Annotated in this window: 23 protein-coding genes; 8 read left to right on the top strand and 15 right to left on the bottom strand. The window is 43.1% G+C overall.

Annotation, left to right across the window (positions count from 1 at the left end; all coding sequences use genetic code 11):
* Positions 1-45: 45 nt before the first annotated feature.
* From fdx to FTU87_RS01890, 8 genes are all read right to left on the bottom strand, one after another.
* Positions 46-384: an ISC system 2Fe-2S type ferredoxin gene (gene fdx / locus FTU87_RS01855; protein WP_005171126.1), complete on the bottom strand. Its 339-nt coding sequence runs from the start codon at positions 382-384 to the stop codon at positions 46-48.
* Positions 385-399: 15 nt separating this feature from the next.
* Positions 400-2,259: a Fe-S protein assembly chaperone HscA gene (gene hscA, locus FTU87_RS01860; RefSeq protein ID WP_074382839.1), complete on the bottom strand. Its 1,860-nt coding sequence runs from the start codon at positions 2,257-2,259 to the stop codon at positions 400-402.
* Between the two features lie 34 nt (positions 2,260-2,293).
* Positions 2,294-2,809, bottom strand: a complete 516-nt coding sequence (gene hscB, locus FTU87_RS01865) for a Fe-S protein assembly co-chaperone HscB (protein WP_005096765.1) — start codon at positions 2,807-2,809, stop codon at positions 2,294-2,296.
* 103 nt (positions 2,810-2,912) lie between these two features.
* Complete coding sequence (gene iscA / locus FTU87_RS01870) at positions 2,913-3,233, bottom strand: iron-sulfur cluster assembly protein IscA (protein ID WP_005096766.1); 321 nt, start codon at positions 3,231-3,233, stop codon at positions 2,913-2,915.
* Between the two features lie 34 nt (positions 3,234-3,267).
* Positions 3,268-3,654 (bottom strand): Fe-S cluster assembly scaffold IscU, encoded by a 387-nt coding sequence (gene iscU / locus FTU87_RS01875; protein WP_005096767.1) that lies wholly within the window; start codon positions 3,652-3,654, stop codon positions 3,268-3,270.
* Between the two features lie 107 nt (positions 3,655-3,761).
* On the bottom strand, positions 3,762-4,979 hold the full coding sequence (locus FTU87_RS01880) for an IscS subfamily cysteine desulfurase (RefSeq protein WP_005171123.1): 1,218 nt from the start codon (positions 4,977-4,979) through the stop codon (positions 3,762-3,764).
* A gap of 1 nt (position 4,980) precedes the next feature.
* Positions 4,981-5,454 (bottom strand): Rrf2 family transcriptional regulator, encoded by a 474-nt coding sequence (locus tag FTU87_RS01885; RefSeq protein ID WP_005096769.1) that lies wholly within the window; start codon positions 5,452-5,454, stop codon positions 4,981-4,983.
* 112 nt (positions 5,455-5,566) lie between these two features.
* The gene (locus FTU87_RS01890; protein ID WP_005171121.1) at positions 5,567-6,217 is read right to left on the bottom strand and encodes a hypothetical protein; all 651 of its coding nucleotides are present in this window, start codon (positions 6,215-6,217) and stop codon (positions 5,567-5,569) included.
* Positions 6,218-6,420: 203 nt separating this feature from the next.
* Here FTU87_RS01890 and FTU87_RS01895 point away from each other — a divergent pair, with 203 nt between their 5' ends.
* From FTU87_RS01895 to FTU87_RS01905, 3 genes are all read left to right on the top strand, one after another.
* Entirely contained in the window at positions 6,421-6,900 is a 480-nt protein-coding gene (locus tag FTU87_RS01895; protein WP_005096772.1) for a phasin family protein, read from the top strand.
* A gap of 157 nt (positions 6,901-7,057) precedes the next feature.
* Positions 7,058-7,330 (top strand): HU family DNA-binding protein, encoded by a 273-nt coding sequence (locus FTU87_RS01900; protein ID WP_004786051.1) that lies wholly within the window; start codon positions 7,058-7,060, stop codon positions 7,328-7,330.
* 130 nt (positions 7,331-7,460) lie between these two features.
* Positions 7,461-9,326, top strand: a complete 1,866-nt coding sequence (locus FTU87_RS01905; protein ID WP_180096588.1) for a SurA N-terminal domain-containing protein — start codon at positions 7,461-7,463, stop codon at positions 9,324-9,326.
* A gap of 63 nt (positions 9,327-9,389) precedes the next feature.
* Here the strand turns inward: FTU87_RS01905 and FTU87_RS01910 are convergent, their stop codons facing one another.
* A complete protein-coding gene (locus tag FTU87_RS01910) occupies positions 9,390-10,259 on the bottom strand; it encodes a DUF2797 domain-containing protein (protein ID WP_005096774.1) in 870 nt (289 codons plus the stop codon).
* A gap of 34 nt (positions 10,260-10,293) precedes the next feature.
* On the opposite strand from FTU87_RS01910, the gene FTU87_RS01915 reads away from it, so the two are divergent.
* Both FTU87_RS01915 and FTU87_RS01920 read left to right on the top strand, forming a co-directional pair.
* A complete protein-coding gene (locus FTU87_RS01915; protein ID WP_005096775.1) occupies positions 10,294-10,764 on the top strand; it encodes a DUF6231 family protein in 471 nt (156 codons plus the stop codon).
* Positions 10,765-10,862: 98 nt separating this feature from the next.
* Positions 10,863-11,543: a YidB family protein gene (locus FTU87_RS01920; protein ID WP_180085318.1), complete on the top strand. Its 681-nt coding sequence runs from the start codon at positions 10,863-10,865 to the stop codon at positions 11,541-11,543.
* Positions 11,544-11,609: 66 nt separating this feature from the next.
* Here the strand turns inward: FTU87_RS01920 and FTU87_RS01925 are convergent, their stop codons facing one another.
* From FTU87_RS01925 to FTU87_RS01935, 3 genes are read right to left on the bottom strand one after another with little or no spacing between them, the layout of a single operon-like run.
* Positions 11,610-12,224, bottom strand: coding sequence for an OB-fold-containig protein (locus FTU87_RS01925; RefSeq protein WP_005096777.1), 615 nt, complete (start codon positions 12,222-12,224; stop codon positions 11,610-11,612).
* Between the two features lie 20 nt (positions 12,225-12,244).
* Positions 12,245-12,553, bottom strand: a complete 309-nt coding sequence (locus FTU87_RS01930; protein WP_171063348.1) for a Rieske (2Fe-2S) protein — start codon at positions 12,551-12,553, stop codon at positions 12,245-12,247.
* Between the two features lie 14 nt (positions 12,554-12,567).
* Positions 12,568-13,572 carry an adenosine kinase gene (locus FTU87_RS01935; protein ID WP_005171110.1) on the bottom strand — a complete coding sequence of 335 codons (1,005 nt, stop codon included), beginning with the start codon at positions 13,570-13,572 and terminating at the stop codon, positions 12,568-12,570.
* 277 nt (positions 13,573-13,849) lie between these two features.
* Between FTU87_RS01935 and FTU87_RS01940 the strand changes: the two genes are divergently transcribed.
* From FTU87_RS01940 to FTU87_RS01950, 3 genes are all read left to right on the top strand, one after another.
* Positions 13,850-14,302 carry a GNAT family N-acetyltransferase gene (locus tag FTU87_RS01940; protein ID WP_180096589.1) on the top strand — a complete coding sequence of 151 codons (453 nt, stop codon included), beginning with the start codon at positions 13,850-13,852 and terminating at the stop codon, positions 14,300-14,302.
* 165 nt (positions 14,303-14,467) lie between these two features.
* Positions 14,468-17,407, top strand: a complete 2,940-nt coding sequence (locus FTU87_RS01945) for an insulinase family protein (protein ID WP_180096590.1) — start codon at positions 14,468-14,470, stop codon at positions 17,405-17,407.
* A 21-nt stretch (positions 17,408-17,428) separates the two neighbouring features.
* Positions 17,429-18,571 carry a phospholipase A gene (locus FTU87_RS01950; protein WP_074382833.1) on the top strand — a complete coding sequence of 381 codons (1,143 nt, stop codon included), beginning with the start codon at positions 17,429-17,431 and terminating at the stop codon, positions 18,569-18,571.
* 73 nt (positions 18,572-18,644) lie between these two features.
* On the opposite strand, the gene FTU87_RS01955 is transcribed toward FTU87_RS01950, so the two are convergent.
* The 3 genes from FTU87_RS01955 to ilvA form a co-directional block, all read right to left on the bottom strand.
* A complete protein-coding gene (locus FTU87_RS01955; RefSeq protein WP_074382832.1) occupies positions 18,645-19,985 on the bottom strand; it encodes a TrkH family potassium uptake protein in 1,341 nt (446 codons plus the stop codon).
* Entirely contained in the window at positions 19,982-20,638 is a 657-nt protein-coding gene (locus FTU87_RS01960; RefSeq protein WP_005171105.1) for a TrkA family potassium uptake protein, read from the bottom strand. The genes FTU87_RS01955 and FTU87_RS01960 overlap by 4 nt, the downstream gene beginning before the upstream one ends.
* A gap of 162 nt (positions 20,639-20,800) precedes the next feature.
* A complete protein-coding gene (gene ilvA, locus FTU87_RS01965) occupies positions 20,801-22,339 on the bottom strand; it encodes a threonine ammonia-lyase, biosynthetic (RefSeq protein WP_005171103.1) in 1,539 nt (512 codons plus the stop codon).
* Positions 22,340-22,384 lie beyond the last annotated feature (45 nt).

Genomic DNA, 22,384 nt, shown 5'->3' on the forward strand with positions numbered 1-22,384 from the left:
ACCACGTCTAAGCGTGGTTTTTTATATGATCTTTCAAGAAAAATCTTAATGATTTTCCGAAGCGTGATTGATGGTGTATTTTGGAATTTCAATTTCCAGATCTTCATCGACCAGTGTGACCTGACAAGAAAGACGCGAATCAGGTTCCAGACCCCAAGCGCGATCCAGTAAATCTGCTTCTACATCATCCATTTCTTCAAGGCTATCGAAGCCTTGACGTACCACAACGTGGCACGTTGTACATGCAGCTGACATATCGCAGGCATGTTCGATTTTAATGCCATTTTTGAGCAGGCTTTCGCACAGGTTGGCATTGTGTTCGACTTCAAACTCAGCACCTTCGGGGCAAATCTGCGCATGTGGAAGAACTTTAATACGTGGCATAGTCGTTACCTTAAATTAGTTTGAGTTTGACCAGTCGTCGAGTTTAGTGCCCTTAAGAGCGGCATCAATATGTTGGTTCATACGTGCTGCTGCAAAAGCATCACTATGTATTTTAAGCTGTTCAACTGCAGATTCAATCGCTTTGATGTCTGAACCTTGAAGCTCGGTTTCAAGTTGTGCCTGTGCAGTTTGCAGTGCTGCCAGTTGCTCTTCAGTCAACAGAGCGGCATCTACTTTTAGTGCCTGAACCAGTGCTTCCAGCTCACGCTGGGCTTCAACTTTGGTTTCATTCAAATGACGCAGATTTTTATCTTCCTCGGCAAATTTATAACCGTCAAGCAACAGGCGCTCGGTATCTTCACCAGATAAGCCATAAGATGGCTTAATATCAATTTGCGCATGCACGCCAGATGTTGTTTCTTTGGCAGATACCGTCAACAAACCATCAGCATCGACCTGGAAAGTTACTTCGATACGTGCCTGACCGGCTGTCATTGGTGGAATGTTATGCAAGACAAAACGACCCAGACTACGACAATGTTCAACCAGATCACGTTCACCTTGAACTACATGGATCAACATGGCAGTCTGGCCATCTTGATAGGTAGTAAATTCCTGACGACGTGCTACAGGAATGGCAGTATTACGTGAAATCAGACGTTCCACCAGTCCGCCCATGGTTTCAAGACCAAGAGACAATGGGGTCACGTCTAATAACAATGAACCATCGGTTGAGTTGCCTATCAGTTGGTTTGCTGTAATCGATGCGCCAATGGCAACCACTTCATCCGGGTTAATCGTGCACAGCGGTTCTTGGCTAAATACGTCACCAACTGCTTTTTGTACGGCATAAGAACGGGTTGAGCCACCCACCAGAACCACATTTTGAATGTCATCCAGTTCAAGCTTGGCATCACGCATCACACGTTTACATACGCTGATGGTTTTGTCCAAAGCAACTTTAATGATTTCTTCAAAGGTTGGACGGTCAAGGTTTAAAACTTGATCGAGTAATTTGAGTTGAACTGAATCTGCATCAGACAAAGCTTCTTTGGCCTTACGCGCTGCCACAATAAAATGTGCATATTCAGCATCATCTAAAGTTTCGATGTTTAGCTGTTTCTTGGCCCATTTCAAAATTAAACGGTCCAGGTCATCACCACCGAGGGCAGTGTGGCCACCAGTCGCCAGCACTTCAAACACGCCTTGCGAAAAACGCAAAATCGAAACGTCGAAAGTACCGCCACCCAAGTCATAAATCACATAGTTGCGATCTGTACTCAAGTTGCTTTCCTGATCGAGGCCATAAGCCACAGCAGCAGCGGTTGGCTCATTCAATAAACGTAAAACATTCAAACCGGCAAGCTGGGCAGCATCTCGGGTTGCCTGACGCTGTGCTTCATCAAAATACGCTGGAACGGTAATCACTGCACCATTCACCGGATTTTTCAGACTTGCTTCAGCACGATCTTTGAGCTGCTTTAAAATTTCTGCAGAAATTTCAACCGGAGTTTTACGACCTTGTGCGGTTTCAAAAGCCGGCATTTCATTCGCTTCGCCCACCAAGGCATAAGGATGCTGGAATTTGATATCCGCTTGAGAGCGACCCATGAAACGCTTGACTGAAACGATGGTATTTTTAGGATCGCTGGTAATAAAAGGCGCGGCTTCATTACCATATTGAGTCTGCTGTTCTGCATAATGCACGATAGAAGGAAGTAGCACACGACCTTGTTCGTCATTCAGCACTTTGGCTTTACCTGAAAGAACCGTGGCAACCAAAGAGTGGGTGGTGCCTAAATCGATACCAATCGCAATGCGGTGTTCATGTGGTGCACTTGATTGACCTGGTTCTGCAATTTGCAAGAGAGCCATAGTGTTACATCCTTTGCACGTTAAATATTAAAAATTAGAAATCATCATCAAGGTCAAAGCTGTCATCGTCCAGGAAGCGGTCTTCCGCCTTGTCGATATCTGCCATGACTTTAACAAAGAAGCGTAGTTTACGCACTGTATCGCGTGCTTCAGCCCAGTCTTCATCGGTATAGTCAATTTTAAACTCACGAACCAGACCGTCAATCCATTGCTGTACTTCAACTTTCAGTGAAGTTAAATCTTCAGCAGAGGTGGCATCGTCGAGTTGTTCACGAATTTCCAGAGCGTCCTGCAAGAATTCAAAATCACTGATCGATTGATCTAAGTGATAATCCTGTTTCTTGAGGGACAATAAATACGCTGCACGGCTATCGACCGCTGACAAAACTTTAAAAGCCTGATTGATATCACTTGATTTAATCAGGGCCTGATCTTTGTCTTCAGCTTTATCGGGATGATATTGTTGCTGTAACTTTAAAAATTCAGTTTTTAAAGTTGCCAAATCAATATCGAGTGCTACTGGAAGATTGAACAGCTCAAAATGATTCATGGGAGATGGGGTCCGCGATTAATGTGCAAAAATAACTGTATAAATGCAATTAAAACAGTGTGAAACACACTGTTTTAATGTCAAAAGAGAATAACTGCCGGGTTTATACAGTGAAGGATTCACCACAACCGCATTCGCCTTTTTTGTTGGGGTTGTTAAATTCAAAGCCTTCGTTCAAGCCGTTTTTAACATAGTCCATCTCCATACCTTCAAGATAAACCAGACTTTTCGGATCAATGAATACTTTAACCCCAAACTGCTCAAATGCTTGGTCATGTGTATCGACTTCGTCAACAAACTCGAGTACATAAGCCAGACCAGAACAGCCTGAAGTTTTCACACCAACGCGAATGCCTTCACCCTTACCGCGATTTTTTAAATAATTGCTGATATGAGTTGCAGCATTTTCAGTTAAATGGATCATGAAAACTCCGTTAAAATTTCAAAACGTGGAACAATTAAGCTTTAACTTTCTTGCTACGGTAGTCTTCTACAGCTGCTTTGATTGCATCTTCTGCAAGAACAGAGCAGTGTACTTTTACTGGTGGAAGTGCCAGTTCAGTTGCAATATCGATATTCTTGATTGCTTGAGCTTGATCCAAAGTTTTACCTTTGAGCCATTCAGTCACCAAAGAACTTGATGCGATTGCTGAACCACAACCATAGGTTTTAAAACGTGCTTCTTCAATCACGCCTGCATCGTTGACTTGAATCTGTAAACGCATCACGTCACCACATGCGGGTGCACCAACCATACCGGTACCAACGTTTTCAGCATTTTTATCTAAAACGCCAACATTACGAGGGTTTTCGTAATGATCAATTACTTTTTCGCTATAAGCCATGTTGCTTCTCCAAACCTCGGGGTCAGCCTTAGTATTATTAAATATGGGGGTTAAAAAACTTTTCTCAATGAGATAGCAACCGATCGGTCACTATCTCAGGATGAAGATTAATGTTCAGCCCATTCAACTTTAGAAAGGTCGATACCTTCTTTAAACATATCCCAAAGCGGAGAAAGTTCACGTAACTTCTCAACAGCAGCTTTAGTGATACTCAATACATGGTCGATATCTTCTTCAGTGGTGTATTTACCAAAGCTGAAGCGGATCGAACTGTGTGCAAGCTCGTCTGAAAGACCCAATGCACGAAGTACATAAGAGGGTTCCAGTGTTGCAGAGGTACATGCTGAACCTGAAGATACCGCAGCATCTTTCAAGGCCATCATCAGTGATTCACCTTCAACAAAGTTGAAGCTGATATTCAAGTAGTTCGCTACGTTTTGTGTAGGATGACCATTCAAGAACACCTGTTCAAGGTCTTGTACGCCATTCCAAAGCTTGTCGCGAAGTACACGTAAGCGGGTTTGTTCAGCTTCCAGGTTTTTACCTGCAAGTTCAAATGCTTCACCCATACCCACGATTTGATGCGTTGCAAGCGTACCTGAACGCATGCCACGCTCGTGACCGCCACCATGCATTTCAGCTTTTAGGCGTACACGTGGGCTACGACGTACAAACAGGGCACCAATACCTTTAGGGCCGTAGATCTTGTGCGCAGAGAAGCTCATCAGGTCTACTTTTAAAGTTGAAAGATCAATTTCAACTTTACCTGCCGCTTGTGCTGCATCGACATGGAAGAAAATTTTGTTGGCACGAGTGATTTCACCAATCGCTGCAACATCAGTAACCGTACCGATTTCGTTGTTCACCATCATCAGTGAAACCAGAATCGTATCTGGACGAATTTCTGCTTGAACCATTTCCGGAGTAATTAAACCGGTTTGAGGTTGTGGTTCAATATAGGTAATCTCAAAACCTTCAGACTCTAACTCACGGCACGTATCTAAAATTGCCTTGTGTTCGATCTTAGAGGTAATGATATGTTTACCTTTCGATGCATAGAAATGAGCCACACCTTTAAGCGCAAGGTTGTCTGATTCGGTTGCACCTGAAGTCCATACGATTTCACGTGGATCAGCTTTAATTAAATTAGCGACCTGTTCACGTGCATATTCAACTTTTTCTTCTGCTTGCCAGCCATAAGCATGTGAACGAGATGCAGCATTACCGAAGGTACCTTCGAATGTTAAACATTCCATCATACGTTCAGCAACCTGAGGATCTACCGGAGTCGTAGCTGCATAATCAAGATAAATCGGACGTTTCATGTCAAATACCTGTAACCGATAAAAGGGCTGAATCAAAGGGTGCTGAATTTTGGCGTAATGACACTGTTTGTACATTGTCACGTGCAACCAGATCAGCAAGCGAGATTTTTGCTAAATAATCGGCAATGTGGTGGGAGAGTTCCTGCCATAAATCATGAGTCAAGCACATCGCACCATTCTGGCAGTTGCCTTTATGGTCACAGCGAGTCGCATCAACTGTTTCGTTTACAGCTTCGATAATTGCTAACACAGTAATTTCATCTGCATTACGTGCTAAATGGTATCCACCATTTGCTCCACGAACACTTGAAACTAAGCCATGGCGCTTGAGTTTCGCAAATAACTGCTCAAGATAGGCAACAGAAATAGTTTGACGTGCCGCAATTTCGGCGAGCGTAATCGTTTTTTCAGAAGGCTGCAAAGCTAGATCAAGTAGAGCAGTCACAGCGTAGCGACCGCGAGTGGTTAGGCGCATGATTCGATACACATGGTTAGACTAGATGTGTCGATTTTAAGAATCCCGACTAAATTAGTCAAGTTATTTTTAGTAGACCTTAGTGGGATTTAATTTTTTCATAATGAAAGATTTAGATACTGAGCCAATTATACACTAATAACGTAATCAAAAGTATGCTACTCAGGCCAAAAACAATATTAATGCGCTTTTGACGGCGTTCGATCCGTTTCAGGCGGTTTTTATACTGTTTGACTTCTACCTGCAAGGTATTGATCTTGGAACGCTGCTCTTCAATTTTCTTTAAGAGTGGTGCTATACGCTTTTTGGACGCAATAATTTCCGTTTCATCAGTGGGTGTTTCAGACAGCCAGTGTTTCCAGTCGGCTAATACTTTTGGCAAGCTGAATACGGTTAATAAATCACGAAATTCGTCTTTCAAAACCTGATGACCATCAATGCGCATACTACGAATGCTACGACGATTGCCAAAAATAAAAATTTTGATCAGATCGGGAAGTGTGGTACGCACATCCAGATCTACAATGCGACCCGGTGCTTTATGGTCAAATAAAAGACCATTTGTGGTGAATTGCACATAAAAGTCGAAATATGGAATATAGCTATTGATTTTAATCGAGATATTTTCATCTACAAACTTCTTGGCTTGTAATGCAACGACACGATCATGCTTGAGAATGAAGGTAAATATTGTTTCTAAAACAATTAACGTCATCGTAAGCAACAAATGCGGTTGATTTTGACTTTGTTGCGATTCGCTCATATACAACCAATCCTTACCTGAAATATAAAGTGAAAAAGCTTCCTGCCTGTGAAGAGATTTCAGGGTTAAATCAAATTAGACTTGAAATAAATTGCTTTGTAGAACAGTTTAGCAAATCTATCAAGTACTAAATTTGCTATTATGCAGTGATTTTGTAGAATAATTTATAATAATTGCGCAGAAAATAAACAGGAGCCGTGCACATGGACAAGTCAAAAACAGCACAAGACTCAGCTGAAGCTTTAAACCAGAAAACAATGAAAGCCAAGTCCAAATCTGCCTCGGAGCGCAAATCGGCTCTTGATTTTCGTAAATATACCAAACAGATCTGGCTGGCTGGACTGGGAGCATTTTCACGTGCCGAAGAAGAAGGCAATAAACTGTTTGACTCACTGGTCAAGGTTGGAGAAGAACTGGAGTCTAAAACTGCAGATATTGCAGATCAAACTGTAGAAAAGGTCTCAGAAAAGGCCAAAGAGTCGGTCACAGAGACCAAAGATAAAGTAGAAAAGCTGATCGACAACTCTGTTCATCACTCATTGAATCGTATAGGATTAGTCACACTCAAGGATGTACAACATTTGGAACGTTTAATCCTTCAGTTACATGCCAAGGTTGATCAGTTGACTGCGGAACAAGAAAAAATGCAGGAAGAATTGTCGAAAAAAACACAAATAAAATGACTTTATTTATTATTCAATGTTTTTTTCGCATATTTTTTGAAAAAAAAGAGGTTCTTAAGTATTGCGTTTATACCTAAAGCATTGCTATAAAGGCGTTATGGCATGTTAAACAAATTCTTGAACCTTAAATAAACGATATTAAGAGGACGTAATCTTCATGAATAAATCAGAATTAATTGATGCAATTGCAGAGAAAGGGGGATTATCTAAGGCTGACGCAGGTAAAGCTTTAGATGCTACAATTGCTTCTGTTACTGAAGCTTTAAAAGCGGGTGATACAGTTACTTTGGTCGGTTTTGGTACTTTCGGTGTAAAAGAACGTGCTGCACGTACTGGCCGTAACCCACAGACTGGCGCTACTCTTGAGATCAAAGCAAGCAAAGTGCCTAGCTTCAAAGCGGGTAAAGGCTTAAAAGACGCTGTAGCTTAAGCTTACCCAGCGATGAAACGCGCCTTCTTTGGCGCGTTTTTTATTGATAAAATAAATTGTGATGATTAACACATTCATTCAATGGGTATTTTCGGTTAAAATCCTTTGCAAATAAAATATTGGAATACTTATGGAAGCTTTTCGTAAAGTTATTAAGGGTTGGTTGGGTAAAGTTTTACTCGTTCTGTTTTTGACCCCGTTAGCGCTTGTAGGTATTGAAGGATATTTTAGCGGCGGGAGCTCTGATGCGGCAAAATCCGTGAACGGAACTGAAATATCTCAAAAAGAATTAGAGTCACTGACGAAATCATTTAAAGAACAATATCTCAGTTATGCCAATGGCGATGAAACCTTGCTGAATCAAAGCTTCATTGACCAGAAAGCCATGGATACTTTGGTTTCACGTACCTTATTGCTACAACAGGCAGAAGAATTAGGCATCAGCCTGAGTGACCAGCAAATTGTACAGATGATTGCCCAGCAGCCGACTTTCCAGCAAGATGGGAAGTTCTCTGATGCTTTATATGAGAACTATCTTAAATCAATTGGCATGACCAATCGTGCTTTAGTCGAAAGTTTGCGTAAAGATCATGCGCTGAAAATGCTGTCTTCGACATTCTTGGACTATCCACTGGTGAGTCCGGTCGAAATGCAGCAAATTGCCGATTTACAGACTGAACAGCGTCATATTCATATTTCCAGTATTAATCTGGACAGTTATAAACAAGATGTCAAAGTCAGCGATGCTGAAGTCGCTGCCTATTATGAACAGCACAAGGGATCGTTTACACAGCCGACCAGTGTCGATGTAGACTATGTGGTGTTGAAGCCAAGTGATATTCAAGCACAGGGTTTGGCAGTGACAGATGCTGAACTTCAGGAAGCGTATACAGCCTTTGTTGCGACACAAAAACAGGCAGTTAAACCAGAGGTGAAGCATATTTTGATTACGGCGGACAGTCGTAGTGATGCTGAAGCACAAAAACTGGCTGCAGAAGTGGCAGCGAAAATTAAAGCCGGTAACACTTTTGCACAGGCTGCAGCACAATATTCTGAAGATCCTGAATCCAAGTCTAAAGGCGGAGCAATTGCAGTCTATGAAACTGGCGTATTTGGTAGCACATTTGACCAGGCTGTTAGCTCTTTAAAATCAGGTCAGGTCTCTGCTCCTGTGAAAACAGATTATGGCTATCATATTATTTCTGTGCAATCACCTGATGTGGCTGTGCCATCTTTTGAGTCACAAAAAGCACGTTTATCTGAAGAGGTTTTGGCTGCTAAAAAATCCAATGCATTCTCCGATACGGTGAATAGCTTGAATGATATGGTGGTGGGAAGTGATTCTCTGGAGGTTGTTACACAAGAAGTGAAAGGCGTGCAGGTTCAGAAAGCCCAAGGAGTAAAACTTTCAACCCGTGACCCAGTGTTGAGCGATGCCAACCTTAAAGTCAAACTGTTTAATGATGATGTCAAAAATGGTGATCGTAATGCTTCATCAAGCATTCAGTTGGCCAATGGTGATGTGGCCTGGATCAAGGTGCGTGACTATCATGCAGCTGGTGAACAAACACTGGCAGAAGCGAAACCGCGTGTTCAGGCTCAATTGATTGAAGACAAAGCCGCTGCTTTGGCAAAAGCAAAAATTCAGAAAGCTCTGGATGAGTTCAAAACCAAACCTGCTGCATCAGTCGCCAAAGGTGCTTTGATTTTTGAAGATGCTGGCGTGTATACCCGTGCTGAAGGTTTGCTAAAACGTGATGTACAACGTGCCGCTTTTAGTCTTCCGACACCAAAAGCAGGCCATTGGTCAGTGACCACAGCGAAAATGCCAAATGAGCTGGTCGTGGTTGCGGTATCAGAAGTAAAGAAAAACCCGGTGGATGTATTGAGTGCAGAGCAACGTAGTGAGTTGGTGAAGTTGTATCAGCAACTTCGTGGTCAGCAAGAATTTGATGACTATACGCGCTACCTAAAATCTCAGGCAAAAATCAAATAAGACGCTCTTAAATAAAAAAACCAGCCTGCGGGCTGGTTTTTTATGCTCTAGCCAAATGAGGGTTTAAGCACGAATAATCAGTTCATAACCGGTATATTTACGCATATTGATTACACCGGTATCCAGAATTAAATACTGACCTTTAATACCCTGTAATTTGCCACGAATCACCGGAGTTTTATCCAGATTATGTGATTTAATCTTTTCTGGATATTGCTCGACCGGATAAATAAACTCACGTGCCAATTCCTGCTCAAGCACTTCAATATTTTCATTAAACTCAAGATTCTGATTAAATTCTTCACGAATGCTTTGAATTTTAGGTGCAAATTCTTCTAACAGCTGTTCACGGACTTCAATCAGATTCAGTGGTTCTGCTTCACCTTTGAGCAGCTTGCGCCAATCTGTTTTGTCTGCGACCTGCGTACCAAACATGACTTCCAGTTTGCCAGAGAGGCGACGTGAGCCAACTTTCATAATCGGCAGGGCTTGGGTTGCGCCCTGATCCAGCCAGCGGGTCGGCATTTGGCTGGTACGGGTAATCCCGACCTTCAATGCACTGGAATTGGCCAGATAGACAATATGCGGTTGAAAGCAGACATTCTGGGCAAATTCATCTTCGCGGCAAGTGCCTAAATGATAATGACAGGTTTCTGGCTTCATGATGCACATATCACATGAAGCATTGGTCTTAAAACATTTAAAACAGTGACCTTGCGAGAAAGATTTTGAGGTTTTATTGCCACAAGATACGCAATAAATTTTCCCTGTCCATTCAATCTCGATGTCTTGGCCTAAATTAAACGGAAGATCGATTTCTGCACGATCCAGAATTAATTTATACTCAACATTTGCCCGCTGTATCTGTTGATCAGTTACACTAAGGTCTTTGAGGCCGACATGCATTTTATGGCAAATGCCCTGAAGTTCCATAAAGATTACTCACTTAAATCATAAGGATGCAGTTATGGCTGAGCAGAATGTCATTACTTCAATGCTAGACGATTTCGCACAGGAACAGCCAATTCATACTGCTATTTGTATTGGGCAGGACTTAAGGCAAGTCCAGTTTCAGCCATCTATTCAATGGCACTATTTTAGCGTATCTGGCTTTTTAAATCTGCCTTTTCAGCAACGTTATGACCTGGCTGTGGTAATGCTGGATACGATAGAAACCGAACATTTGTCTGAACAGATCATGAGTCGAATTTTGGTGAAATTGCGTGATTTATTTGCTAAACGTCTGGTGGTGATCAGTCGGCTGCAAGATGAAAAACTATTGAGAGCTTTGGGATTTACCCAGCTGATTGACAAGACCACGCACGGGGCGGATTTTGCGCTGTGGCAGTTTAATATTTTAACCTATAAGCATGTGCCCGACTGGTTTAATTCCAAGTTCTGGGCCAATCCGGAAAACTGGGATAAATTTCGCTGGTAAGCCTATGCCTGCTTAATTGCAAATATTAACACAATCCTGCCTAGACAATATGAGGACAGACCGTATTCTGTAACTATGATGCATACAGGATATAGAGCATGACGAATCTGAGTAATATCGTGGAAATATTGGCCAAGCAGGCATTGGGTGGCGGGCAGTCTCAAAAGCGATCTTCACAGCAGGGTGGTCTGGCAGATATCCTGGGATCGGTATTGGGTCATTTGAATAAATCTCAGACTCAACAAGATCAGAGTCAACACAGTCAGAATCAGCAGAATCAAGCCGGCCAGCAGACCCGACAAAATGGTTTAGGTGCAATTTTAGGTTCAGTTCTCAGTCAGTTAGGTGGGGCAAATCGTCAAAGTACTGCTCAATCCCGTTCAGGATTGGGAGGAGGTTCGACTGGCAAAACCTTATTGATTGCGGTGCTACCTCTGGTACTGACCTGGATTCAAAAACAGGGTGGTTTACAGGGTGCATTGGATAAGCTTAAAGGACAGGGGTTGAATAGTCAGGTTGATGACTGGGTGTCGACTGGCCCGGGTGAAAATGCCAATGTTGATCCGCAGCAGGTACAAAATCTGTTTGATGATCAGGAAATTGAAGAAGTTGCACAGCAAACTCATGCGCCTAAACAGGATGTGTATAGTGCAATTTCACAAGTTTTGCCGCAGATTATTGACTCACTTACGCCACAGGGTGAACAGACCAGTAAGCAGGAAGCCAATAATGATATTCAAAATGTCTTGAATATGGTCTCAGGGCTTCTCAAAAAATAAATTCCATCATTAAAAAATCCCGATTTGAGTCGGGATTTTTTTAATGCTATGCAGACTTTAAAATCGCTAATCTAGGTTCAGGCTAAACAGCTGGTTAGAGTCACAGATTTTTTTGGCAATATAATGAGATTTTCGGGTACGAATTAAAATAATTTGCGATTGAAAACCCAGTTCACCAAACTCTGGCTCTACCTGTACATAATGCAGTTGCCCATATTCATCTCGAACCCGCGCTTGAGCAGAAAATCCAGGGCGGGCATTGCCACTTGAAATCGTTGCCAGACGGCCGAGCAAATTGACATTATTCTTTTTATATTTGGGTGGAATGACCTGATCCAGGCAATGAATCATGAAAATCGTAAAAAAAGTGGCAATAATTAAAGCTGGAATAATCAGATAATAAGCGGGCAGAAACTCAAACTCCTGAGAATAGATCAGGAATTGTAAAACATAGCCAGCAAAGCTGAAATTCATCAGAAAGAAAAATACAATTAGGGTTTTGGAGAATTTGACATTCAACAGGTCTAATTGTTGAAAATTATAAGGTGAAATTTTTTGCAAAAATTTGCTGGATCTGAGTCCAAAATAGAAACCAATGGTTTTCACCACGCCGAATAAAATAATCGCCAATAAACTGAGATGAAAAGGCATCAGATTATAGTCTAGAAAAAATGCAGGCATGGTGAAGTCCGTTTTAGGTCTTATTCTGTGAGGTAAATTCCACCATCAGAATGCACGGTAATTTCTACTTTTTCAAGTGACTGACCTTGGCAAGGCCCGGAAATACATTCACCGCTTTCTACCAAAAATAGTGCACCATGCGTTGAACATTCAATAAATTCCTGATCACGATCCAAAAACTGGTTTTCCAGAAATTCCAGCTCGACTTGCAAATGCGGACACAGGTTTTGATAGGCATAAAAAGCTCCATCGCGCTGGGTAATAAAAATAATATCCCCATTGTCCAGTTCAAAAGAGCGTGCTTCACGCTCTGGAACATCTTCGGTCATACAAATTTTAAACATTAAGCACATTCCTTCTGAAAGTCTTGTAATAATGCCGCATAGTCTTCAATCGCTAAACGTGGGCCAAATTGCGAAACCACCTGACTGGAAATTAAAATCGCCAGTTCAGCCGCAGTTTTAAGACCTAGGTTGGCATTCAAGGCATACAGGAAAGCCCCGGCAAATGCATCACCGGCACCATTCGCATCTACTGCAGTAACTTTGCGGCCAGGCACTTTAAATGTATTGTCGTGATCCGAAATAAGTGCACCCTCGGCTGACAATGTAATGACAACGTGTTGACTGAGTGTTTTTAATTTAACTAGAGCCGCGTCAATATTATCGGTCTCTGTATACATCAGGGCTTCTTGCTGGTTACACAGCAACAGGTCGACACCTTCTGCAATCATTTCATCCAGACCGGCACGCGCATATTGCACCATGGCAGGATCCGATAAAGTTAAAGCAATTTTAACTCCGTTAGCGCGGGCAATTGCACGTGCCTGTTTGACGGCATGGCGTGCTGTTTCAGAAGTCGATAAATAACCTTCGATATATAGCCATTTCGCAGTATTTAGCGCACTAAAATCAATTTGTTGATCCGTGAGTTCAGCAGTAATACCTAGATAAGTATGCATGGTACGTTCAGAATCAGGACTCACCAGAACCATACAAGTTCCCGTTACACCTTCGCTGATCGACTGGATTGTGGTCTGAATGCCTGCATCATTTAAACCTTTCAGATAGATTTGCCCCAGTTCATCATTACCAACACGGCAACCATAAAATGCAGAACCGCCAAGTGCAGAAAATGCCACGGTAGTGTTGGCTGCTGAACCGCCTGAAGCCTGACCCTTATAAACTTGAGTCGCTTGAAGATTTTGATAAAGTCTGGCCTGAGTATCACCATCTGTCAGCTGCATGGTGCCTTTTTGCAAGTGATGTGCAGTTAAAAAGTCGTCAGACACTTTAAATTCTTGGTCAATCAGCGCATTACCAATTGCAAAAAGATCAACATTTGCCATGTTCAAATATCACATTAAAAATGAAAGTGCCAAGTTTACACGATTGCTTGGGATTGCTGTAGTTTGCTGAATCATTTTCAAATATTTTCCAAAAATGCTGTATTTTATTCAGTGACTATCTTTGGTCTAAGATTTGACTTATTTTTATGCACTACGTTGCTGTAGCATTGATTTAAGCATCAAATTTTATTTATAAGGATATATCGCGTTCGACATGATACTTTAAAGTCGTTCTGCGAAGATCATTCTTCACAATCATTTCAAATAGTGTGCGTATATGGATATTAAAATTGTAAAAGTTGAACAACTTCCTGACCAAGTCGAAGCGCTCGCAACGCTGGCGCGCAAAGAAGGCTTAGATGTGTTGGATAAGTTAATTGAAGAATATCGCACCGGTAAAAACTGCTTTGCTCAAGCCAATGAACATTTACTGGTCGCGCATGATGGCAAAAAACTGATTGCCTGTGGTGGCCTAAACCAGCAATGGGGCGATAATGGCATTGAAGAGCGGATTGGTCGTGTGCGCCGTTTTTATGTCCATCCAAAATATCGGCTGCATGGGGTCGGTAAACAGCTTCTGGCTTATCTGGAACAGTTGGCAGCTCCGCATTATTCGGCCTTATGTCTGCAAACAGATACCCGACTGGCTGCCAGCTTCTATCAAAAACAGAATTATGTATTTGTGGAAAATAATCCAAGTTATAACTACTTCAAATATTTGATTTCGTGATCTTGCGGCTGTTGAGCCAGACTTAGCCAGTAAATTTGATGATTTAATTTTCAAATGATCAAGTTTACTTAATTCGATCAAAATCCTCGGTTTTCAACGTGAATAATTCAGATAACTAAAGCTATAATGTCCTTAGTTATTTTAATTAAAGCATTAGGAGATCGCATGACTGTAGATGTCACTGAAACCATTTCTCAAACTGTACATCCTGCGTTTCAGTTGTTACGTCAACAACATGTTGAAGCTTTAGACATTTTTGTGTCTGAATATAAACATAAAGTGACTGGTGCCACACATTATCACCTGGCGACCAATCACGATGAAAATGTCTTTCTGGTGGCGTTTCGTACCCAGCCGATGGATTCTAAAGGCGAAGCACATATTCTGGAACATACGGCACTTTGTGGTTCAGAAAAGTTCCCGGTGCGCGATCCATTCTTCCTGATGATCCGCCGTTCATTGAACACCTTCATGAATGCTTTTACTGCGGCAGACTGGACGGCTTATCCATTTGCAACGCAAAACAGCAAAGATTTTCAAAACCTGCTTGAAGTGTATATGGACGCGGCATTTGCAGCGAACCTGAATCCACTGGATTTTGCTCAGGAAGGCATTCGCATTGAACTGGAAAATGGCGAGCCAGTCTATAAAGGCGTGGTCTTTAATGAAATGAAAGGGGCGATGAGTTCTCCTTCAGACCAGCTTTATCATACGCTGGCGCATCATTTATATCCGCATACCACTTATCATTATAATTCTGGCGGTGATCCAAAAGATATCCCTGACTTAACTTACCAAGAGTTAGTCGATTTCTATAAGTCACATTATCATCCAAGTAATGCAGTCTTCATGACTTTTGGTAATCAATCTGCATTTGAACTGCAAGAACAGTTTGAAAAACTGGCATTGTCCAAATTTGAGCAAGGTCAGACCTTATATCCAACGCCTGAAACCCGTTTGACTGCACCATTGACTGTGACAGACAGCTATGCGGTCGATGCTGAAGATTTGCAGGACAAAACCTATCATGTGCTGTCATGGTTATTGCCAGAAGCCAGCGATATTAAACTGCGTTTGGGTATGCGTTTAGTCGAAGGGATTTTGCTGGAAGATTCAGCATCACCATTGCGTCATTATCTGGAAACCTGTGGTTATGCCCAGTCGACCGGTCCATTTATGGGCGTGGATGACTCTAATTTCGAGATGACTTTCTACTGTGCGGTGCAGGGTTCAAATCCTGAACATGCAGAAGAATTTAAAAATGGTGTGTTCAAGGTGCTGGAAGATGTTGCCTCGAAACCGGTCGATCAGAACATGGTCGATGCAATTTTGCATCAAATTGAACTGCATCAGCGTGAAATCAATGGCGATGGCACGCCTTATGGTCTGAGCCTGATTCTGAGCGGTCTGGGTAGTGCGATTCATCACCGCGATCCGGTCGAAGTCTGGGATGTGGATTCTGCCATTGCTGCGGTTAAAGAAGAACTGCAAGATCCAATGTGGCTCTCCAATCTGATTAAAGAATATTTGCTGGATAATCCGCATCGTGTCCAACTGACGCTGATTCCGGATGCAACGAAATCAGCCAAAGAAGCGGCGGATGAAAAAGCACGTCTGGCTGAAATTGGTAAGAATTTAAGCGAAGAGCAGAAAGCTGAAATTATTGCCCAGACTGAAGCATTGAATGTGCGTCAGGATACTCCGGATGATTTGAACTTGTTGCCAAAAGTTGGCCTGGAAGATGTACCTGCGGAATTACAGGTGGTTCAGGGCCAGTTACGTGAGATTATCTGTAATCAGGTCGATACACCGTTGAATCTGTATCATGCCGGTACCAATGGTATTTATTACCAACAGGTTCTGGTCAATATTCCGGATGAAGTGGTGCAGTCGCCGTATTTCAACCTGCTGTCGATCCTGATGGGCGAAGTCGGTGCGGGCGAATATGATTATCTAGAATTCCAGCAGCTGCAAACTGCGGTGAGTGGCGGTCTGGGCATGGGCGCATCCTTGCGTTCTAAAGTCGATGACAAAAACAAGATCAGTGCCTGGTTGACTTTGACGACCAAGTCGCTGGTTAATCATCTGGATGCGATCCGTCTGTTGAAAATCGGTTTTGAACAGCTACGTTTTGATGAGAAAGACCGTATTGTTGAGCTGTTACAACAGCGTAAAACACGCTGGCAGTCGCGTATTTCCGGTTCGGGTCATAGCTATGCGATGCAGGCCGCTTCACGTCAGCACAGTGCCTTGGCTTTGCGGGATTATCATAATACCGGTCTCGGTGCATTGAACTGGCTGATCGAGCTGGTGTCTAAAATTGAAAAAGATCCGGCTGAATACGATCTGCTAATTGACGAGTTAAAACGAATTCATCGTGTCCTGTTGCAAGCACCGAAGCAGTTCCTGCTGGTGTGTGAAGAGCCGCAATCTGATAGCTTGATTGAAGAAATCCAGAATGTCTGGGACAAACTGGCGGTTGATCCTGCACCGGTTGCACTGACTCAAATCGAAAAAGTGACGCATGATCAGCATGAAGCCTGGTTAATTCAGGCCAATGTCCAGTTCTGCGCGGCTGCTTATCCGGCGGTCGAAGTGGCGCATCCTGATGCTGCTGCCTTGATGGTGCTGGCAGGATATTTACGTAATGGCTTCCTGCACAGTGCAATCCGTGAAAAAGGTGGTGCTTATGGCGGTGGTGCCAGCTATGACGGCAATGCCTGTTCATTCCGTTTCTACAGCTACCGTGACCCGCGTCTGGCAGAAACTTTCCAGGACTTTGATGCCAGTATTCAGTGGTTACTCAATGCGCCGCAACAGCCGCATCAACTGGAAGAAGCGATTCTGGGTCTGATTGCCAGTATGGATAAACCGGGTTCACCTGCGGGCGAGGCAATCACTGCATGTTATGCCTATCTGCATCAGCGTACACCAGCATTCCGTAAGAAATTACGTAAACGTCTGTTAAATGTCACACTGGATGATTTAAAGCGTGTTGCACAAACTTATCTGCTTGAGCAGCAGGCCACTAAGGCAGTCGTGGCGCCAGTGGCAAAACGTGAAACGCTAGAGCAGCTTGGTTTTGTAATTCAACAAGTTCTATAAATAAAAAAATGAGGATAAGGGATGGCGCTTAATTCGTTTAGGCGCTCAACTCTGCAGCTGAGCGTTGTGCTGGGCTGTACAGTTGGGACGCAAGTGAATGCGGAAGAAAAAATAGTGGTGAATAGTCCCATGCCGGCAACGGCTGAAGCCTGTGCAGCACTGGAAATCAGTGCAGAACGTCTGGCCTGTTATGATAGCTTGTTTAAAATAGCGATTATCGATAAGCCGGTGATCGTTTCTGAACGTCGTGCAGCAGTAGAAATTGCGCCTGAACCTGATAATTTAAAAGCCAGAATGGGACAAACCGTTTCTAATATTTATGCTTCTGAAGGATCAAAGCTGACACCAAATCTGTCTTTGCTGGATAGTCGCTGGGAATTGTCTCCGGAAAGTAAACTGGGTACCTGGAACATCCGTTCTTATCAGCCAATTTACCTGATGCCCGGTTTTTGGACTTCAAAGAAAAATGAATTTCCACAGAGTGAAAATCCACAAAATACGGTAGAAGAGGATCAAAATCTCACCTCAATCGAAGCAAAGTTTCAACTGTCTCTAAAAACCAAGGCCGTTGAAAATATTCTGGGGAATAATGGGGATCTCTGGCTCGGTTATACTCAGTCTTCACGTTGGCAGGTCTATAACTCGGAAGAGTCACGTCCGTTTCGTGAAACCAATTATGAACCCGAAGCAAGTTTTGTTTTGCGTACCAATTATGACCTTTTTGGTCTTAACTGGCGTATGTTGGGACTAACCATTAATCATCAGTCCAATGGCCGTTCTGACCCGTTGTCGCGTAGCTGGAACCGCGTCATGCTGAATCTGGGCTTTGAAAAAGACAATTTTGCCCTGATGGTTCGCCCTTGGTATCGCTTTGAAGAGAATCGTGACGACGATAACAATCCCGAGATCAAGAACTATATTGGACGCGGCGACATGACGGCTTTTTATCGTCATAACGAGCATGATTTTTCTTTAATGCTGCGTCATACCTTAAAAGGCGGAGATGACAATCGTGGTGCAGTCCAGTTCGACTGGTCATTCCCGATCAGTGGCCGTTTACGTGGTCAATTCCAGCTTTTTGATGGCTATGGCGAAAGTTTGATTGATTATAATCATCGTGCCACTTATGTGGGCTTGGGTGTTTCCTTAATGAACTGGTTCTAAAATTCCCATTTTGAATCATCTTGCAATGAAAATAAAAAAACCATGCTGTGGCATGGTTTTTTTATTGGGTGGTTTAACCAATCTGGATTTCTGAAGGCGGATGTTTGATTCGGCTCTTTTTCGGGGTAGCAATGAAATAAGCTAAAGTCAGTGGCCCTAAACGTCCTGCAAACATTAACAGCATCAAAATAATCAAACTGGCAGGTTGCAGTTCTTCGGTTATTCCTCGGGTCAAGCCGACCGTACAGGCTGCTGACACGGCTTCAAACAACAGATCGAGAAATTCATGTTCAGGTTCCAGAATTAATAAACTCATAAAACCCATCACAATTAAGGCTGCCGTAATACAGACCACAGCCAGTGCCTTAAACGTAGTTTTTTCGGGAATAGAATGATTAAACAGACGGATTTCATCTTCACGTCTTAAAAAACTGATTACGCTAATCAATACAATAATAAACGTGCCGACTTTAATTCCGCCCGCCGTACTTAAGGAGCCGCCGCCAATAAACATCAGAAACATGGTGACGAGGGTCGATGCATCACTCATTTGCTCCATCGGTAAGCTATTAAAGCCTGAAGAGCGGGGAACAGTGGCATGGAACCAGGCATTCACGGCTTGATCGCCTAGACTCATCAGGCCCAAAGTTTGCGGATTAGAGGCTTCGAGCAGCCATAGCACAATAAACGCACTCAGATTGAGCCCCAGAATCGTCGAAAGAATGAGCTTGCTATTGGTACTTAACTTGCGCCAGCGTCTATGTTGCTTGACATCCATCAGCACCAGAAAGCCGATACCACCAATGATATACAGCATACTGATGGTAAAGGTGATCAGATACTGCCCTGAAAAGCTCATCAAGCTATTTGGAAAAAGCGAAAATCCACCATTATTGAACGCTGACACACTATAAAAGGCAGCATAAAAGAGTGCTTCACTGAACGGATATTCTCTGAGCCAGGACAAGGTCAGAATCAGCGTACCGATAGCTTCAAAAAACAGGGAATATAAAAATACCGCTTTAATGGTAAAACTGACTTTTTTCAGGCTGGTCTGGCCAATCGATTCCTGTGCCATGACTTGCTGTTTGAGCCCCATCTTGGGTGCCAGACTCATCACTGCCAGAATGGCAAAGGTCATAAAACCCAATCCACCGCATTGCAGCAGAAACATAATGACAATCTGGCCAAATACCGTATAGGCTTCACCGACATTCACTACGGACAGTCCGGTAATGGTCACCGCAGAAGTAGCCGTGAAAATGGCTTGCAGCCAGCTGATATCACCCTGATGGGCAATAGGTAACATCAGTAGCAGTGAACCGATCAGGATTAATCCGAGAAAACCCAAGGCCAATAAACTCGGCGGGCTGAGATTAATGGTTCTATGTTGCTTTAAGTCAGAACTTCTCATAGCGCTTTAAAATATCTGGCGAGATGGCGTAAAGGCTCCAGTAATCCTTCAACCACAAGAATATCGCCTTCCTGCAGAATCAGGTCGGATGCGACCTGGTATTGCACCACTGATCCGCGCTTATGTAATAAGGTGGTGATTTCAGGGGCGTGCTTCATCAGTTGGTTGAGCGGCGTAGCATGATGATCGGCATGAATCTCAATTTTGACAATATAATGATCATCTTCCAGTGCCATATAACGACTGACCATCGGGTAGCTTAAAGACTGAGCCACACGCACGCCCATATCTTCTTCAGGATGAATGATTTTCTCGACATTGAGATGGGTCAGAATCATGTGATGGGATTTGGATTTGGCTTTTACCCAGATTTTTTTGACGCCCATATTTTTCAGGTGCAATACACACAAAATACTGGCTTCAATATCTTCTCCGATCGCCACGACTACGGCATCACAACGCTGCACATTCAGTTCATCCAGCACATGCTCATCGGTTGCATCGGCAATTACAGCATGGGTCAGTTGATCAGAAATATTTTCTACATATTTTTTATTCAGATCGATTCCGATCACTTCATGATTCAGACTGATCAGTTGCGTGGCCACAGTCGCACCAAAACTACCCAGCCCAATCACTGCAAATAATGCCATGAATATTGTCCTAACTATTTTTATTACATCTCAATTTTAGTGTAAGAGAATTTCATAAAAATTGCGCTGTTATTCAGCAAGCTATGCCGAGATAAATAGTATGATCATGATTTTGAGTTGCACATAAAAAACCGCCTCGAAAGGCGGTCTATATTTTAACAATTACTTCAGGAAGCGCTGATAGCCCAGATTATTGGTAATTTCCTGATATGGATATGTAATGGTTTCAAGGGTTTCAATCAAGCCATCCGGATTCTGCTGCGCATCGGTCGCCTCCAGACCCACCAGAACACGCCCTTCCGCAGCGCCGTGGTTACGGTAATGGAACAGGGTAATGTTATGCGTTGGGCCAAGACGTTCCAGGAACATTAATAAAGCACCAGGACGTTCTGGAAATTCCACCCGGAACAGGCGTTCATTTTCAATATCGGCATGACCACCAATCAGGTAACGAATATGCAGTTTTGCCACTTCATCATCAGACAGGTCATCGACGTCATACTGGAATTTTAGCGTTTCATAAATTTCCTGACGTTCTTTTTCACCATTTTTTAAGCTGATCCCAACAAATACTTGAGCAGCAGAGACATCACTGGCACGGTAATTAAATTCGGTAATATTGCGACCTTGCAAAGCGCGACAGAAGTTGAGGAATGAACCTTTCTGTTCTGGAATCGTCACGGCAAAAATCGCTTCTTTACGTTCACCGAGTTCGGTACGTTCGGCGATATAACGTAAACGGTCGAAATTCATGTTGGCGCCGCACACAATCGACACCATATTTTTACCTTCGATTTTATGTTCTTCGACATATTTTTTAATGCCGGCCAATGCCATAGCACCTGAGGGTTCGACAATGCTGCGGCATTCGTCATAAGTATCTTTAATGGCTGCACAAATTTCGTCGGTATTGACCAGTACCACATGTGGTTCTACGATCGGGCCAGAATTATCTGACTTTTGCAGGCGAATCACTTCAAATGGTTTTTCACCAATTTGTGCGACGGCTGTACCGTCAGCGAATAAACCCACAGAAGGTAAAATGACACGTTCATTGGCCTCTAAAGCTGCTTTTAAGCATGCCGATTCGTCATACTCCACCGGAATGACTTTGACATGCGGGGCAACATCACCCAGGTAGGCTGCCACACCTGCGATCAGGCCACCGCCACCTACCGCTACAAATACATAATCAACATCGCGCCATTGACGCAAGATTTCATTGGCAATGGTACCTTGACCCGCCATCACCAGCTCATCATCATAAGGCGGAATAAAAGTCATGCCATCTTCTTGAGCACGTTGAATTGCATATTTGTTGGCAACGTCGAATGAGTCACCATGTAAAACAACTTCACCCCCAAGGCGTTTTACCGCTTGGACTTTAATATCTGGTGTTGTTTTTGGCATTACGATAATGGCGCGAATACCCAATTTTTTACCTGATAATGCCACGCCTTGTGCATGGTTGCCTGCTGAAGCTGTGATGACACCACGTTCCAGTTGAGATTTCGGCAATTGACTAATGCGGTTATAGGCACCGCGTAGCTTGAATGAAAAAACCGGTTGTAAATCTTCACGTTTAAAGCGGATGTTATTATTGAGTCGTTCGCTAATTCGTGGTGCTGCTTCGAGTGGAGTTTCGATTGCAACATCGTAGACCGTTGCTTGTAATATTTGTCGAACCAAACGAGACAGCATGTTAATTTTCCATCTAACAGTTTAAAATAGGCGCTTATTGTAACA

This window comes from Acinetobacter sp. YH12156, assembly GCF_013418235.1.
GTDB lineage: Bacteria > Pseudomonadota > Gammaproteobacteria > Pseudomonadales > Moraxellaceae > Acinetobacter > Acinetobacter pseudolwoffii.

Coding starts and splice junctions, on each gene's coding strand:
- hscA (WP_074382839.1), bottom strand. CDS start 2,259: ATGGCTCTCTTGCAAATTGCAGAACCAGGTCAATCAAGTGCACCACAT.
- FTU87_RS01895 (WP_005096772.1), top strand. CDS start 6,421: ATGGACAAGTCAAAAACAGCACAAGACTCAGCTGAAGCTTTAAACCAG.
- FTU87_RS01890 (WP_005171121.1), bottom strand. CDS start 6,217: ATGAGCGAATCGCAACAAAGTCAAAATCAACCGCATTTGTTGCTTACG.
- FTU87_RS01885 (WP_005096769.1), bottom strand. CDS start 5,454: ATGCGCCTAACCACTCGCGGTCGCTACGCTGTGACTGCTCTACTTGAT.
- FTU87_RS01960 (WP_005171105.1), bottom strand. CDS start 20,638: ATGGCATTATTTGCAGTGATTGGGCTGGGTAGTTTTGGTGCGACTGTG.
- FTU87_RS01910 (WP_005096774.1), bottom strand. CDS start 10,259: ATGGAACTTCAGGGCATTTGCCATAAAATGCATGTCGGCCTCAAAGAC.
- FTU87_RS01900 (WP_004786051.1), top strand. CDS start 7,058: ATGAATAAATCAGAATTAATTGATGCAATTGCAGAGAAAGGGGGATTA.
- FTU87_RS01950 (WP_074382833.1), top strand. CDS start 17,429: ATGGCGCTTAATTCGTTTAGGCGCTCAACTCTGCAGCTGAGCGTTGTG.
- FTU87_RS01915 (WP_005096775.1), top strand. CDS start 10,294: ATGGCTGAGCAGAATGTCATTACTTCAATGCTAGACGATTTCGCACAG.
- iscU (WP_005096767.1), bottom strand. CDS start 3,654: ATGGCTTATAGCGAAAAAGTAATTGATCATTACGAAAACCCTCGTAAT.
- FTU87_RS01925 (WP_005096777.1), bottom strand. CDS start 12,224: ATGCCTGCATTTTTTCTAGACTATAATCTGATGCCTTTTCATCTCAGT.
- FTU87_RS01905 (WP_180096588.1), top strand. CDS start 7,461: ATGGAAGCTTTTCGTAAAGTTATTAAGGGTTGGTTGGGTAAAGTTTTA.
- FTU87_RS01935 (WP_005171110.1), bottom strand. CDS start 13,572: ATGGCAAATGTTGATCTTTTTGCAATTGGTAATGCGCTGATTGACCAA.
- hscB (WP_005096765.1), bottom strand. CDS start 2,809: ATGAATCATTTTGAGCTGTTCAATCTTCCAGTAGCACTCGATATTGAT.
- FTU87_RS01930 (WP_171063348.1), bottom strand. CDS start 12,553: ATGACCGAAGATGTTCCAGAGCGTGAAGCACGCTCTTTTGAACTGGAC.
- fdx (WP_005171126.1), bottom strand. CDS start 384: ATGCCACGTATTAAAGTTCTTCCACATGCGCAGATTTGCCCCGAAGGT.
- FTU87_RS01955 (WP_074382832.1), bottom strand. CDS start 19,985: ATGAGAAGTTCTGACTTAAAGCAACATAGAACCATTAATCTCAGCCCG.
- FTU87_RS01880 (WP_005171123.1), bottom strand. CDS start 4,979: ATGAAACGTCCGATTTATCTTGATTATGCAGCTACGACTCCGGTAGAT.
- ilvA (WP_005171103.1), bottom strand. CDS start 22,339: ATGCTGTCTCGTTTGGTTCGACAAATATTACAAGCAACGGTCTACGAT.
- FTU87_RS01920 (WP_180085318.1), top strand. CDS start 10,863: ATGACGAATCTGAGTAATATCGTGGAAATATTGGCCAAGCAGGCATTG.
- iscA (WP_005096766.1), bottom strand. CDS start 3,233: ATGATCCATTTAACTGAAAATGCTGCAACTCATATCAGCAATTATTTA.
- FTU87_RS01940 (WP_180096589.1), top strand. CDS start 13,850: ATGGATATTAAAATTGTAAAAGTTGAACAACTTCCTGACCAAGTCGAA.
- FTU87_RS01945 (WP_180096590.1), top strand. CDS start 14,468: ATGACTGTAGATGTCACTGAAACCATTTCTCAAACTGTACATCCTGCG.